We start from the raw sequence: 13,751 nt of genomic DNA, 5'->3' as shown, positions 1-13,751 counted from the left end.
CCGGCGGTAAAGCGCTGCTATTGCAATGGCACATAAATATCGGTCTGCCATTGATCCTGCGGTGTTTCGGGGAAGATGCTCAGGTACTCGAAAAACAACGGCTGGTCTCGAAGCTCTTCGCCGCTGCCAGGGAGCCAGTCACGATAGATCGGATAGATCGACTCTGCGATGTGATCCGGCGAACCCACATGACGCACCACCACACAGCGGCCACCCGGGATGACGCGTTCAGTGACGCCGAACGCATTTGCTGCCAGCGGCGCGTGGATCTCGCCGCAAATGGCAAACCGGAACTCATCGGCCGGGGTGGTATCAGGATTGCCGAAAGGAATACCGAAGCTGCGACTGGAAGCTACCGGCGATTGCCCGCTCTGCATGCGCCAGGCGATGAATGACTGCACGCTTTCATCCACGCGCTCTGGGTCGCCGAGGTGCTCTAATGCAGCAACCCTGACGGAATGAAACTCAACTATTCGTACCTGCATGATGATGCTCCTGGAAAAATGAGGGACGCTGAACACCCCACGCCAGACCTGCCAATTCGGCCGCTTTCTGAATGCGCTCGGCGCCATGCCGAACGCTCGCCTGAACGCCCTGGAAAAGGCTTCTGGGCTTTCAAAGCCCGCCCCCGATGCGGCCTCCAGCACCGAATAGTCAGCGCGGGAAGACAAGTCATGCGCCGCGCGTCGTAGACGCATCAGCTGCACATAGCGCGCAACAGGCATGCCCACAAACGCGGTGAACTGCCGATGGAAGTGAAACGCCGAAAAATACGCCACTTGGCTCAGCGTCTTCACCGACAAGTCGCCTTCAAGATTCGCGTCGATATAGGCGAGTACGGCGTCGAAGCGTTTTGTGTAGGCGGCGTTGCCTGGCAAGTCAGACACGGGTTGGAAACTCCGGGATGTGCGCTGGACGATAGGATCGACTATACCCACATGCCTGCGCCTAGCCGTACTTGCTCAAGTGTATAGACCAGCGGACTCACCGACGTGCGCGGTGCCGGCCATGGCCATATAGTTGCCGCCTGAACGACAGCTCCCGGCACATAGATCAAGCCGGATGGCTGAGAACTGCCGGCTTGGAACCGGAGCCATGATCACTCCTGGCGCTCAGTGAGCTTTTTTTGCTCTTGCTTGAATTGCTCATGCCAGCGCACCAGCGCATCTGCCCCATCCGATGCCTGCGCGGCCAGTGGAGTCGACACGATCGTGCCGAAAAGCGCCCAAATAAGAAGTTGCTTCATTTCATCTCACCCTGGTTGTTTGAACTGAAACGGGTGCGGATATCCGCGTTTCCCGTCCAGCCAGCGCCGCATGATCGGTTGAGTCTCGCCGTCGGCAATGGCCTTGATGAGGATGGTAGGGACTGCTGGGGCTTGCCGATATTGAGTATGCTGCCAAGATATAATCAAATTCGGACAACTGAGGCGGGGCCCCGGTTGATCAATTCGAACTGGACAGTTTCGAGCCGCCCGCGGTGGTGTTGAGGCTGGGGAGTCAGCGAAACGACACGGAATTTCCTGCCCACACGCACCGCAAGGTCACTGGGTCGTAGTTTGATTGGCGGAGAATTCCACCGCGAAACATGTGTAAACGCTGTACAACCCTCCGCCGGACCAATAAGATGAGAAGCGTTATCATTCACGCCTCGCGAGCCGCACATGCAGGATGCCAGCCCAATATCGTCCGTCGAACAGTTGTACGAGAATCATCACGGCTGGCTGCAGGGCTGGCTGAACCGGCGATTGGGGCAGAGTGCCGATGCCGAGGACCTGGCCCACGACACGTTCATCCGCGTGCTGCGCGCGCCTCAGCAGGTGCGCGAGTTGCGCCAGCCCATGGCGTTTCTCGCAGCAATTGCCAATGGACTGCTGATCAATCGCTGGCGCCGCCAGGAGATTGAGCGGGCTTATCTTGAAGCGTTGGCTGCTCGACCCGAAGGGGTGGAATCGTCACCCGAAGCCCGCTATCTGGTGATCGAAACCTTGTTGCAACTCGACTCGTTGCTGATTGGCCTGCCTGCGCGCATACGACAGGTTTTCTTCATGTCTCAGCTCGACGGCCTGACGTATCCACAGATCGCTGCGCAGTTGGGGCTGACCGTGGCTCAAGTGCAAAGGGCCATGGGAAAAGCCTTCAGCGTTTGCTATGCGAGCCGTTTCGAATGAGGTCCGACATTAGTCCGCAGGTGCGCGATACCGCCATTGATTGGCTTGTCAGGATGCAGTCCGGGCTGATGAATGCGCCTGATCTGGAGGCATTGCGGTGTTGGCGCGAGGCGAGCGATGAGCATGAACATGCCTGGCAACGTGTCGCCAGCTTGCCGTTGTTGCAGCAGCCTGGCGCACATCTTTTGCGCGATGCCACCGCGCGTAGGGCACTGGAATCGGCCGGGCCGGACATGCAGAAACGTCGGCAGGTACTCAAGCGCCTGTTGATCCTGGGTGCGGTTGGCGGGGTTGCCTGGCAAGGCGCGGGCTCCACGCCGGTGCGCGCTGCACTGGCGAACTACCGCACAGGAACGGGCGAGCGTCACCAGTGGACCCTGGTTGATGGCAGCTCGCTGTGGCTGAACACGGCCAGCGCCGTGAACCTGGATTTTACTGACCAAGTGCGGCGCATCCAGATGATCGAGGGTGAGTTGGCCTTGCGTGTTCGGGCAGAGTCGCGCTCGCTGCAACTGATCACACCGGACGCGATCCTGCAGAGTCGCGACGCGTATTTGCAGGTGCGCCATGATCGGCAGGGCACGCAGGTGACGGTACTGGAAGGCCAGGTGCAGGTGCACTCACGAGGCCAACAAGCGCCATCCTCGTTCGAGGCTGGATGGCAGGCACGCGTGGACCGCTTCGGGATTGGCGTGCCAAACCGCGCCGATCTACTGGTCTCCCAGGCTTGGTTGCGCGGAGTGCTGCCGGCGGATCGCCTGCGCCTGGATGCCCTGGTGGCGGAACTCTCGCGTTACCGTCCCGGTGTTTTACGTTGCCATGAGCAGGTGTCAGGGTTACGCCTCACCGGCAGTTTTTCGCTGGATGACACCGATGCAGCATTGACGCTGGTCGCTCGCACGCTGCCGGTGCGTATCGAGCGCATGACCCGGTATTGGGTTTCGATCGTACCCGCCTGAATTATTTTTTCCGCTGCGCGATAGTTTTTTCAAACTCGCTTGGCCTATAGGGATCACCCACCCGCCAGAGGTGGGTCTTAACCCCTTAGGAGCCCCGTATGACTTCACCTTCCCGCGCCCTGCGTGCCCGTACGCTTGGACTGTTGTTGCTCAGCGTGCAACCGCTTTGCAGCCTTCCTGTCTTTGCCGCCGGTAGTTCGCAGCATTACAGCATCGACGCAGGCCCCCTGGATGCCGCGCTGTCACGGTTTGGCGCACAGGCGGGGATCACCATGGCGGGCAGCTCAACGCTGACGGCTGGTAAGAATACCCAGGGGCTGCAAGGCGATTTCAGTACTGAGGCCGGCTTGACGCAGCTCTTGCTCGGCTCGGGGCTGACCTATCAGCGCCAGGATGACGGTAGCCTGCTGCTGGTACCGAGCAGCAGCGACGTGCTGGAGTTGGCGCCGACCGCAATCAGTGGCACTGCGTACGACACCTCGCTGGGCCGCAACGATGGCCTGGTCGCCAGCCGAACCATGAGTGCCAACAAGACCGATACGTCGATCATGGAAACGCCTCAATCGATCAGTGTGGTCACCCGTAAGCAGATCGATGCTCAGCAGCCACAAAGCATCGGGCAGGTGCTGCGCTACACGGCGGGGGTCAATGGTGAAGCCAACGGCGTCGATACCCGGCGCGACACGATCAGTATTCGTGGCTTTGACGCGACGACTGGCGGGGGTATCTATCGTGATGGCCTGCGCCAGTACAGCTTTGCCAACCAGAGCCGTGCCGTGGGTGAAGTCTATGGACTGGAGCGAGTGGAAGTCCTGCGCGGGCCATCGTCGGTGCTCTACGGTCAAAGCTCACCGGGCGGCATGGTCAACGTGATCAGCAAGCGTCCCACCGATGAGCCGCTTCATGAACTGGTGGTGCAGGCAGGCAGTTTTGATCGCAAGCAATTGGCGGCGGACTTCGGCGGGCCGCTTAGCGATGATGGCGTCTTGAGTTATCGCCTCACCGGGCTGTGGCGAGAGAGCGGTACGCAAATCGACTACGCCCGTGATGACCGTCAATTCATCGCCCCGGCAATCAGTTGGCGGCCCTCGGAAGACACCTCGCTGACGGTTCTGGCGTCATTTCAAAAAGACCGCAATGTGTTGGGCTACTACGCCTTGCCACGGGTAGGCACCCTCGACAGCTCGCGTTACGGACGGATCGCCACGGATCGTTTTGTCGGCGACCCTGACTTCGACAAATATGACGTAGAACAGTGGTCACTGGGGTATCAGTTTGAGCATCACCTCAATGATATCTGGACATTCCGCCAAAACGCCCGTTACAGCCGTTCCTATCAGGAACAGCGCACGATTTACCAATATGGCCTGGATGACGACCAGCGCACAGTGGGCCGCTTCGGTTATCTGGGCCACGAAGAGGTGAAGAATGCGCTGCTCGATAACCACTTCCAAGCCCAGTGGAACGTCGGCCGTTTCGAACATACAACCTTGGTCGGGATCGATTTGCAGCACGCCAGCACCAACCAGTTGGGGGGCGGCAACGTGGTTGATCCACTGGATATCTATGCGCCGGTCTATCACCAGGACTACAGCGACCTGGACGCCTTCTACGACATCAACCAGCGTCGCCAGCTTGACCAGGTGGGTGTGTATCTCTCGGAACAGCTCAAATTTGACGACCACTGGGTCTTCAATCTCGGTGGTCGTCAAGACTGGGCACGCTCGAAAACGATCCATTACGCCACCGATACGGCGGCAGACCTCAAGCAGCGCGATCACGCCTTCACGTGGCGGACCGGGGTGATGTACCTGGCAGACAACGGCGTGGCGCCCTATGCGAGCTATTCCGAGTCGTTTTTCCCTAACATCACGGCGGTGGCGCGTGACGGCAGTGCCTTCGAACCCGAAACCGGTCGCCAGTACGAAGTCGGGATCAAATTCCAGCCCAAGGGGAGTGACAGCTATGTGACCGTCTCGCTGTTCGACCTGACGCGGCAAAACGTGCTGACTGCCGATCCCGCCAACAATCGTTTCTCGGTGGCGACCGGAGAAATCCAGTCGCGTGGTATCGAACTGGAAAGCAAGGCGCAGTTGTCCGATGCTCTGGAGTTGATGGCCAACTACAGCTATTCACACCTTGAAATTACCCGCAGCAATACGGCCGATGAAAAAGGCAATCAACCTGGCAATACCCCTGAACAACTGGCCTCGCTGTGGTCGCAATACACCGTTCAGAGTGGTGCGCTATCGGGCTTGGCGATAGGAGGAGGGGTACGCTATGTCGGCCCCAGCTATATCGACTCGCAAAACAGCGAAGGCATTCCTCACTACACGCTGTTTGACGCCAGCCTAAGCTACGATCTGGGCAAGCTGTCTTCATCCTATGCAGGGGCGAAGCTCGCACTCAATGCGTCCAACCTGACCGACGAAACCTATGTTTCTCAGTGTGGCTACACCGGCGACAGCTGCAAATACGGGTATCGCCGAAATGTGACCGGGTCGTTGAGCTACAACTGGTAAGGCCTTGCGCTTGCTTGCGAAAGTTATCGATTGGTAATCGTCACCTTGGCGACCGGATCGGCAAGCAAGCGCAGTCGCCAGACAAGACCGCTTTCGAACTCGATATGTGTATGCCTCTATTTCACCTGCGCTTGCTCCAACAGCCAATGCGCAAAGGCCTGGATGGGAGCGCGGCTTAGCTCAAGGGGGTCGGGTAACACGAGGCAAAACGTCTTGGCGATGTTCTTCTCCTGGGGCCATGGTGCAACCAGCCGGCCTTGCGCCAACTCTGCTTCCACGTACAGGCGCGGTACGAGTGCCACGCCGAGTCCCGCCAGTGCAGCCTCGATCAACATCGCGTGCAAATCGTAGCGCGCGCCCATCGCTGGGTTGCTCAGGACAATCCCGGTTTCCTGGGCATAGCGCTGCCACGCATCCGGGTTCTGTCGTCGGTGTAATCGCGGCAGTGAATCCAGAGCCGTTGCCTGCTCACCGGGATTCAGGAGAGCAGGGTGACAAACCGGAATTAATACTTCGTTCAACAGGCGATGCGTGTGCATGCCTGTCCAGGCTGGATGCTCAAAATGGATGGCGGCATCAAAGCCACTCCCGGCAAGTACGAATGGCTCCATGCGTTCCGACAGGTGCACGCAGATATTCGGGTGTTGCGCGCAAAAGCCAGACAGCCTGGGAATTAGCCAGCGCAGGGCAAACGTTGGGCTGACGGCGATATCAAGGCTTGCGCCGTCGCTGGGCTGTCCCATCAAGTACTGGCTGTCCCTGTCGAGTCGGTCGAGGAGTTCGCGCACTTGGGCAGCGTAGCGCTCACCATTAGGTAAGAGCCGTACGCGGTTGCCAACGCGCTCGAATAGGGTGACGCCGAGAAAGGCTTCCAGGCGGCCTATCTGCCGACTGATGGCACCTTCGGTCAGGGCCAACTCGTTTGCGGCACGGGCAAAACTGCCATGGCGAGCTGCTGTTTCAAAGGCTATCAAGGCAGCGTTACTCGGGAGCTTTCGACGCATGGGCTTTCCTGGTTCAAGTCAAAGCACCGACCTTGATGTTTAGTCACTGATGGGTGCCGAAAAGTCGTTTTATGGCTGATTGGCGTGCCGCTAGCATGATGAAACATCAATCAATGAAGTGCCATGATGATTTACACAGTCGAATGCAACTACGCCGATCCCGCCAGCGAAGCCGAGTGGAATGCGTTTTACAGCCTGGAAAAACTGCCCGCGTTGATCTCGGTGAGTGGTTTTAGCTCCTCACAGCGATTCAAAGCCTTGAGCGGCGATTGTCCGGCCTACTTGGCCCTGCATTCAGTCGACACGCTGGCCGTATTGCAGAGCGATGAGTACCGCCAAAAAGGGGGCGGCAACTTTTCCCGTTGGCAGTCGCACATCACTGATTGGAGGCGCAACCTCTACGCCGGCCTGGACCGGGCAGTTGCCGTGGGCGCGGACGAATTCCTGTTGGTCAGTGAACAAGGTCCTCAAGTATTGATTGAGTCAGGCCTTACACCTATAGCGCTACACGCCGTTGCTTTGGACGGTACCCCTGCACACCGCTGGCTGGCCAAACTGGATTGCGCTCAGGCCAGGGCCATCGATCTGCCGGGACTGAATGTCTATCGTGCAATAACTGCGCAGTTACAGCCATGAGTCACGTGGACCTACCTCGTGGGAGACTCCCCAGCCAGCAAATTGGCGATTATTCAATCACAGCCATCAGCGACGGCTACCTGGGTGCCAGCCTGGATTTTCTAGCCAACATCACACCTACGGAAGCGGCCCGGCTTCAGTTAGCCGCCGGGATCAGCAATCCAGCCTCAATCCATATCAATTGTTATCTGGTGCGTGGGCGTGGTCGTACGATTCTGATCGACGCCGGGGCCGGAGGCTTCAAACAATGGGGCGGCGAGTTACTGGCCAATCTTGCAGTGGCTGGCGTGAAGCCCGGCGAAATAGACACGATTCTGCTGACCCACGCGCACCCCGACCACATCGGTGGCTTGTTGAACGCAGTGGGAGAGATGGCGTTCGTCAATGCTGAGTTGGTTGTGCACGAGCGAGAGCTAATGTTCTGGGAGGACGATGGCCATCTTGGCCAGGCCAGTGAACGCGCCCGTGGTAACTTCCTGTTTGCACGAAGGGTGTTCGAGCGGTACCGGAAAAATCTGCGCCCGTTCACCGTCAATGACGTATTGCCAGGCATCAGCGCGATGCCGTTGCCTGGGCATACCGTCGGGCACTGCGGATACTGCTTCGAGTCGGGGGTGGGGAACCTGCTGGTGTGGGGCGATATCGTTCACTTTCCTCAGATTCAGATTGCCCGCCCCGATGTCACGATTGCATTCGACCAGGACCCGCTGCTATCGGCGGCCACGCGAACGAGAGTGCTGGATGTTGCCAGTTCAGACAACTTGATGGTTGCTGGCATGCACTTGGGCTCGCTTGGCTTTGCTCATATCAAGCGCTGCGGTAACCGCTACGTCATTGCTTACGAAACGTGAGCCAATCCTGCTTCATTTACGATGCTCGTTAAAGACAATGATTAGGAAAGACATGAACTTCATCGACGAATTGGTAGCCGCCTTCCCGGCAAGGAATCCGGTACCTCCGGTATTGCGACAGACCATGGAGTTTCTGGAAGCACTCGGCTGCGTCCGTCACTATAGGACCGGGGGCCGCTACATGACCTTGCATCCCGAACCTGAATACAACAACAGCGCTATCACCGCCTTTCACGTTCCGGACTCTGCCGATACTGCTCGATGGACGGCCTGCGAAGATCCCAGAGTAAACGAGCGGCTCTCAATATTCCTCAGGACGGGGGGCGATGGATCGTGGGCAGGGTTGTGGCTGGACGACCACGATCAGCAGCGAATCGTCCATCTTGGCTCGGGCTCGGGATCAGACATGCTCTGCGTCTTGACCAATGGTACGGAAGACCTGATTCGCTTACTGGCTATCGGTTACAACGAGCACTGCTGGCCAGAGGAGTTTACGAGAACGCCCGCCGAGCTGCGGGAGCAGCAATACACAGATGATGACTACCCAGCACCACCCAAGGCATTGCGTGACTACGTGGAACACACGCTTGGCCTCAGCGTCCCAGCACGCGCATCAGATCTCATCCCAAGCACAACAAGCATGGACGCGCATGAATCCAGTGACCCTTTCTGGAACTGGCTCAAACAGGTAAGAAAAGATTGAAACGTCCCGTCCCCTCAGTGAATCAGGGGGCAGACCACACTTACATACACTTAAAAATCGTGGTGTGACCCCAATTTTTATCCTCCGGAAACGCTTTCGGCCAAAGGCATTGACGATAGAAACTTTATCGCGAGATGCCTAATCTAGGCTTCGAAGTCACGACAGGGAAAAGGATATGGCGGGAGGGAACATCATTTGCGGTACGTTCCAAAGTGCCGACAAATCGGGATCAGCCTTGGAGGCAGTGTTAGATGCACTCCCATTGCAGGCTTACGAACTGGTCGAGAATGTTAAACAGCAACTCGATACAGCAGACTTTGTCCTCATAGATGTCGAACAAGCGAAAAGCTTGCTTCCATTTTTACGGGGCTACCAAGCGCAACTGATCGCTGAGATCGGGCACGATGATTGGGCTCGGCCAACGCAGGAGGAAGAGTTTCTGCTTGAAACAGTCGCTGCCAAGTGGGGATCGGGTAAGGGATGGAGACTTTACTGCGTGCGAGATCTCGTAGGTGCTTGTGAAAATGCGTTGGTAGAGATGGAATCTGTTTGCATAGCGTTCAGTTAACTGCATCCAGCCCGTTTTCACACAACCTGGACCCAAGGCGTACAGGTGGTGAGGTACATCTGAACTTCGGTATCGATTGGGCAGAGGTGGCCACGAGGATAAGAAATCGTCAGGCGCTTTAACAACTAACGAGTTCAAGTGCGCGGGTCCAGCGTCGATGAAGAGCGGCTGGTCCCGCGTGACTCGGAGATCAACGCTTTATGGCATCACACTCGTTACGCAAGTTGCTGTCTTTAATGTTGCCGCAGCTTTGGCCATTGGTTTTGGCCTCGCAATAAGCGCGTTGATCGCTATCACGGATGTTGCCGCAGCTTTGACCGTTCATTTCCGCCGAGCAACTGGCCCGAAGGTCGTTGTCGCGAATATTGCCGCAGCTTTGGCCATTGGTTTTGGCCTCGCAATAAGCGCGTAGATCGCTGTCACGGATGTTGCCGCAGCTTTGACCGTTCATTTCCGCCGAGCAACTGGCCCGAAGGTCGTTGTCGCGAATATTGCCGCAGCTTTGGCCATTGGTTCTGGCTTCGCAATAAGCGCGTTGATCGCTGTCATTGATGTTGCCGCAACCAGCATGGGCGTAGGTACTCAACATCAATAACATCGCAATGATAGCTCTCATCACTCTCTCCATAAGGTGTCAGGAAATAGCCTGACGCTGACTGATCCAAGATGATCTTGTTGTTGTAACGAGCTATCAAATTGACATCATTTTTTGGGAAGGTTCCATGGGGGATGTGACTATCGGGCATACAGTTTTTATGTTTCGGCGGCACCTGAATCGCCCCTGACTTCGTAGGCATTCGGAGTGACTGCTTTTGGCCGATTCTGTTGAAAAAGTCGGCGGCAGTTTTTGAGGCATCAAAGTACGCGTCGGAGTTTGAAATCTTGAATGTCCGCAGAGCTTTCAGGCTGAGATTTCACGTAGAAACGTGCTGAAGAGGCGCTTTCACGGGCCCATCCTGCTGTGTTCTGAAAAAGCCGACTTTTTCAACAGAATCGGCCGATGACTGCCTGTCGCCACCGGCAGCTCTGGGTCGACTCCCACCCATACATAGTGAACGTCAGAGTTCGGTCAAGGTGGTTCCGCGAGCTATGCCAGCATATGAAGCATGTCCATGAACATCGGACCTGAGAGATCACATATCTCTCCGTCGTCAGCAACCAAGCAACCTACAGCGCCAGCGAATGACTCTTGGTCATGCGCTGGGATGTCCAGGCTGCAAATGATCCTGTAGCGGAACAGCCAGCCGCAGGCGACGCGACCGCACAGTTCTACCGTTTGATGATAACCATCAACGGACATGGGCCGGGCACCGTGGGCCTGCGCAAGGTTATATGCTGCACTGCCGGTAGATTCGCGTTGGGAAGATTCGTTGTTCATACGCACTGGAAATGGCTGAAGTAGCAGTCGATTATCTACTCGTATGGTTTGAATGTCTGGGCACCCGCTCTCTATTACGGCCCTTGCGACAGGCAGAGATCGGCCAAACGCTGCCGCTCACCAGAGATAAATTTTGAACGTCCCAACGCCTGGAATGAGTCCCTCGTAGCCGCAAAACAAAGCCTGTTAACATGCATCTCAACGCGTCGCACATTGACCTATCCGAAGAAAATCTTTAAGCGCCGCCTGATAGAGCGTCAATGGCTGATTGTCCGTATTGAATAGTGCAAACGGAATCATCGTGAGATGTGAAAACGACGTGGCGTTTATCGAGTAGGTTTTCTGCCTGCAAAAGCGCTGATCCTTATTCAATATAAAATTGAACTTGAAAAGGTTTGTCCGCGTACACCAACTGGGGATCAAACCCAGACTCAGGCCCGCCAAGTAATCTTGTCCGCAAGCGCCGCCAGATGAGAACTCCGAGATCTTTATTTCTAATTCCGGCAGGGTCGGGGCGGCAAGGCTGGGGCCCGTATCCTGTGCATCGGGAATAACTTTGAGTGTCGCTGAGTATGCGTCCTTGCCGAAGCGACTGTCTTTCCATGGGGAGTTTATTGCGTAACTGAAGCTGGAGATGATTTCTTGGGCGGCCGCGAAAACTGAGTGCAACACCTGACCTTTCCGGTACGGTGCTGCCCCTATGTCCTATTCCGAACTCAGCGTCGAAGAGCGCGCCATCATTCAACTCAGTCAAGCTCAAGGCTTCAGCCTGCGCGGCATTGCTCGCCTGATTGACAGGTCGCCCTCGACCATCAGCCGAGAGCTGAAGCGCAATCGAGGCAGTAGTGGTGCTTACTCGGCCCGCTGCGCCCAGCAACAGATGAACATTCGGCGCCAGGTTTGTCGCCCCAAGCGCAAGCTTGTGCCGGGCAGCGAGCGCTTCGAACTGGTGGCCCACATGCTGCGTAAGCGTTTGTCTCCCGAGCAGATTGCCGGCAAGCTGCGCAGCATGACCATACCCAACCTCAGAGATGCCTACGTCTGTCGTGAGACGATCTATAACGCGATCTATGCCTTGCCGGTCGGCGAGTTGCGCAAGGAGCTGATCGTCTGCCTGCGCCAAGGCAAGACGACGCGCCGGCCGCGCTCTGGTGGCGTGGATCGGCGCGGCCAGATCCCTGAGATGGTCAGCATTCATGTTCGCCCGCCAGAGATCGAAGACCGGCTGATGCCGGGGCATTGGGAGGGCGACCTGATCAAGGGTAAGGCCAACGCCTCGTCGGTAGGCACGTTGGTGGAGCGCACCAGTGGCTACCTGATGCTGATGAAGATGAACGACGCAACGGCGACCTCGGCGATGGAGGGCTTCAGTGCAGCGCTCAACAGCATGCCGCTGGCGATGCGCAAGAGCATGACCTACGACCAGGGCCGGGAGATGGCGCGGCATGCTGAAATCACCCAGCAGACAGGGGTCGCTATTTACTTCTGCGACCCGCACAGCCCCTGGCAGCGCGGTAGCAACGAAAACATCAACGGCCTGATCCGCCAGTACCTGCCCAAGGGGACTGACTTGTCGGTACACAGTCAAGAGCAATTGAATGCCATCGCCTTGGAGCTGAATATGCGCCCCCGTAAACGCTTCGATTTCAAGTGCCCGATCGAAGTCATGGGCGAGGTGATGCAGGAAGCCATGGCTATGCGGCATCATGCTCCAGCTTCAAATCAATAACCGTGTTGCACTCAGCTTCTGCAACCGCCTTGTGTTTCGGGTTCAGCGGGTTCGTTGATTGTCGGCTGGGACGAATAAGATGTGCAGCCGGAACAGAGTATCGCAGTGCTGAAAAACACAAACCCATTGGCTATTAAGCGACGCATACTCAGTTTTCCCTAACTATCAATTAGCCGACATTCCTGTCACTTAATGCCGTATAGCATCTTATCTATACGCCGGATTGCTGAATCAGCATAACAGGGTAGACTGTACGCGCGACACTTCGGGAGAGAGAGGGCCGCCGCCATGCTTTCTTTGCCCCAATCCAATGCGAACCCGCGAACTTTGAAAGCAAACGCCTGCCCAAACCCCGCCATCACCAAGGTTGCGCCACTAACAGGGAGAAAATAATGAAGCAGGACGCCAGCAAGCGCTCATCAATTCATACCGGCTTGGGCACTGTCATCGCACGCCTGGGGCTGTTGCTCATCGTGCCGTTGGCTGTCGGCGGCTGCACCTTCAAGAAAACCGATGTCCAGAACCCGGCCGAGATGGCCAAGTACGACCCCGCCAGTACGGCGCGCATCCGCCTGATCAGCGGGCAAGGGGCATACGCAGGTTTCGTATCCGGCCAAAGTTGCGAACAGTATTTCAACGACACTTACAGAAAAGCGCTGGCCGCCCGCGAGCGGCCGCAAGGATGGAATCCTTCGCGTATCGAGCCCAGCGGTCAGAGCATGGATATCTTCGGCATGTGGCCTTCCGACTACCAGAACAATGTCATCGGCATGCCGGCCTCCCCGGTCAGCGCGAAGATCGATGAGACGCGCAGGTACTTCGATGAACGTGTGGTCCCGGCCGGGCAGCCGCTGATCGTGTTTGTGGCGTTCGTCACATCCGGGTCCAGTTGCTCATCAGCACCCGTCAGTTTCGTGCCACGCGCAGGCGCCGACTATGAAGTCCGGCAGGCATTCCAGTCGCAAACATTCCAGACAACGTGCCGCAATGAGGTGGTTGAGTTGAAAGCCGGCGAGGAAAAACCGATGTCCCCGAATTACTGCATCCAGGACTCGTCGGGCGATTATCACACCCGCAGCGTTACCCCTGTCAGCCAGGCTGGGCAATAAGCCGACCGGGCCTGGTATAGGATGGCCGCTGTTTGTGCAGCCACTTTCACGCTGGCCCTTTTGCGCTGAAAAAAGGGCGTTATCAGCCAGCCTAGCTACGCCGAAGCGACGACTGGCGTTGG

General features: G+C 57.1%; 14 protein-coding genes. 9 read left to right on the top strand and 5 right to left on the bottom strand.

Annotated elements, in window-relative coordinates:
- Positions 1 to 17 precede the first annotated feature (17 nt).
- Both P2T68_RS22150 and P2T68_RS22145 read right to left on the bottom strand, forming a co-directional pair.
- The gene (locus P2T68_RS22150) at positions 18 to 887 is read right to left on the bottom strand and encodes an AraC family transcriptional regulator (RefSeq protein WP_069076414.1); all 870 of its coding nucleotides are present in this window, start codon (positions 885 to 887) and stop codon (positions 18 to 20) included.
- 212 nt (positions 888 to 1,099) lie between these two features.
- Positions 1,100 to 1,246 (bottom strand): hypothetical protein, encoded by a 147-nt coding sequence (locus tag P2T68_RS22145; protein ID WP_024074943.1) that lies wholly within the window; start codon positions 1,244 to 1,246, stop codon positions 1,100 to 1,102.
- Between the two features lie 417 nt (positions 1,247 to 1,663).
- Between P2T68_RS22145 and P2T68_RS22140 the strand changes: the two genes are divergently transcribed.
- From P2T68_RS22140 to P2T68_RS22130, 3 genes are all read left to right on the top strand, one after another.
- Positions 1,664 to 2,170 (top strand): sigma-70 family RNA polymerase sigma factor, encoded by a 507-nt coding sequence (locus tag P2T68_RS22140; RefSeq protein WP_024074944.1) that lies wholly within the window; start codon positions 1,664 to 1,666, stop codon positions 2,168 to 2,170.
- Positions 2,167 to 3,129 (top strand): FecR domain-containing protein, encoded by a 963-nt coding sequence (locus P2T68_RS22135; RefSeq protein WP_193690528.1) that lies wholly within the window; start codon positions 2,167 to 2,169, stop codon positions 3,127 to 3,129. Before P2T68_RS22140 ends, P2T68_RS22135 begins: the two co-directional genes overlap by 4 nt.
- 98 nt (positions 3,130 to 3,227) lie before the next feature.
- Positions 3,228 to 5,651 (top strand): TonB-dependent siderophore receptor, encoded by a 2,424-nt coding sequence (locus P2T68_RS22130; protein WP_069076411.1) that lies wholly within the window; start codon positions 3,228 to 3,230, stop codon positions 5,649 to 5,651.
- A 116-nt stretch (positions 5,652 to 5,767) separates the two neighbouring features.
- Here the strand turns inward: P2T68_RS22130 and P2T68_RS22125 are convergent, their stop codons facing one another.
- Positions 5,768 to 6,655, bottom strand: a complete 888-nt coding sequence (locus P2T68_RS22125; protein WP_024074947.1) for a LysR substrate-binding domain-containing protein — start codon at positions 6,653 to 6,655, stop codon at positions 5,768 to 5,770.
- Positions 6,656 to 6,781: 126 nt separating this feature from the next.
- On the opposite strand from P2T68_RS22125, the gene P2T68_RS22120 reads away from it, so the two are divergent.
- The 4 genes from P2T68_RS22120 to P2T68_RS22105 all read left to right on the top strand — a co-directional run bounded on the left by P2T68_RS22120 (position 6,782) and on the right by P2T68_RS22105 (position 9,413).
- The gene (locus P2T68_RS22120) at positions 6,782 to 7,291 is read left to right on the top strand and encodes a sugar ABC transporter (RefSeq protein WP_346772501.1); all 510 of its coding nucleotides are present in this window, start codon (positions 6,782 to 6,784) and stop codon (positions 7,289 to 7,291) included.
- Positions 7,288 to 8,142, top strand: coding sequence for an MBL fold metallo-hydrolase (locus P2T68_RS22115; RefSeq protein ID WP_024074949.1), 855 nt, complete (start codon positions 7,288 to 7,290; stop codon positions 8,140 to 8,142). Before P2T68_RS22120 ends, P2T68_RS22115 begins: the two co-directional genes overlap by 4 nt.
- Positions 8,143 to 8,194: 52 nt before the next feature.
- A complete protein-coding gene (locus P2T68_RS22110; protein WP_168233543.1) occupies positions 8,195 to 8,845 on the top strand; it encodes a hypothetical protein in 651 nt (216 codons plus the stop codon).
- A gap of 175 nt (positions 8,846 to 9,020) precedes the next feature.
- A complete protein-coding gene (locus P2T68_RS22105; RefSeq protein WP_168233542.1) occupies positions 9,021 to 9,413 on the top strand; it encodes a hypothetical protein in 393 nt (130 codons plus the stop codon).
- 190 nt (positions 9,414 to 9,603) lie between these two features.
- Here P2T68_RS22105 and P2T68_RS22100 read toward each other — a convergent pair whose 3' ends face one another.
- A complete protein-coding gene (locus tag P2T68_RS22100) occupies positions 9,604 to 10,029 on the bottom strand; it encodes a hypothetical protein (protein ID WP_277378279.1) in 426 nt (141 codons plus the stop codon).
- Between the two features lie 960 nt (positions 10,030 to 10,989).
- Entirely contained in the window at positions 10,990 to 11,463 is a 474-nt protein-coding gene (locus P2T68_RS22095) for a hypothetical protein (RefSeq protein ID WP_277378278.1), read from the bottom strand.
- A 28-nt stretch (positions 11,464 to 11,491) separates the two neighbouring features.
- On the opposite strand from P2T68_RS22095, the gene P2T68_RS22090 reads away from it, so the two are divergent.
- Both P2T68_RS22090 and P2T68_RS22085 read left to right on the top strand, forming a co-directional pair.
- Positions 11,492 to 12,520 (top strand): IS30 family transposase, encoded by a 1,029-nt coding sequence (locus tag P2T68_RS22090; RefSeq protein ID WP_019818564.1) that lies wholly within the window; start codon positions 11,492 to 11,494, stop codon positions 12,518 to 12,520.
- A gap of 392 nt (positions 12,521 to 12,912) precedes the next feature.
- Complete coding sequence (locus P2T68_RS22085; protein WP_069076405.1) at positions 12,913 to 13,629, top strand: hypothetical protein; 717 nt, start codon at positions 12,913 to 12,915, stop codon at positions 13,627 to 13,629.
- Positions 13,630 to 13,751 lie beyond the last annotated feature (122 nt).

The organism is Pseudomonas sp. G11, from assembly GCF_029457515.1.
In the GTDB taxonomy this organism is placed as follows: Bacteria; Pseudomonadota; Gammaproteobacteria; order Pseudomonadales; family Pseudomonadaceae; genus Aquipseudomonas; species Aquipseudomonas gorinensis.
Note: the sequence above shows the minus strand (reverse complement) of the source record. Positions and strands in the feature narration are given on the sequence as shown.

Bases quoted from the DNA above. Each gene is read 5' to 3' on its own strand.
- P2T68_RS22145 (WP_024074943.1), bottom strand. From the start codon at position 1,246: ATGAAGCAACTTCTTATTTGGGCGCTTTTCGGCACGATCGTGTCGACT.
- P2T68_RS22140 (WP_024074944.1), top strand. From the start codon at position 1,664: ATGCAGGATGCCAGCCCAATATCGTCCGTCGAACAGTTGTACGAGAAT.
- P2T68_RS22135 (WP_193690528.1), top strand. From the start codon at position 2,167: ATGAGGTCCGACATTAGTCCGCAGGTGCGCGATACCGCCATTGATTGG.
- P2T68_RS22130 (WP_069076411.1), top strand. From the start codon at position 3,228: ATGACTTCACCTTCCCGCGCCCTGCGTGCCCGTACGCTTGGACTGTTG.
- P2T68_RS22125 (WP_024074947.1), bottom strand. From the start codon at position 6,655: ATGCGTCGAAAGCTCCCGAGTAACGCTGCCTTGATAGCCTTTGAAACA.
- P2T68_RS22120 (WP_346772501.1), top strand. From the start codon at position 6,782: ATGATTTACACAGTCGAATGCAACTACGCCGATCCCGCCAGCGAAGCC.
- P2T68_RS22115 (WP_024074949.1), top strand. From the start codon at position 7,288: ATGAGTCACGTGGACCTACCTCGTGGGAGACTCCCCAGCCAGCAAATT.
- P2T68_RS22110 (WP_168233543.1), top strand. From the start codon at position 8,195: ATGAACTTCATCGACGAATTGGTAGCCGCCTTCCCGGCAAGGAATCCG.
- P2T68_RS22105 (WP_168233542.1), top strand. From the start codon at position 9,021: ATGGCGGGAGGGAACATCATTTGCGGTACGTTCCAAAGTGCCGACAAA.
- P2T68_RS22100 (WP_277378279.1), bottom strand. From the start codon at position 10,029: ATGAGAGCTATCATTGCGATGTTATTGATGTTGAGTACCTACGCCCAT.
- P2T68_RS22090 (WP_019818564.1), top strand. From the start codon at position 11,492: ATGTCCTATTCCGAACTCAGCGTCGAAGAGCGCGCCATCATTCAACTC.
- P2T68_RS22085 (WP_069076405.1), top strand. From the start codon at position 12,913: ATGAAGCAGGACGCCAGCAAGCGCTCATCAATTCATACCGGCTTGGGC.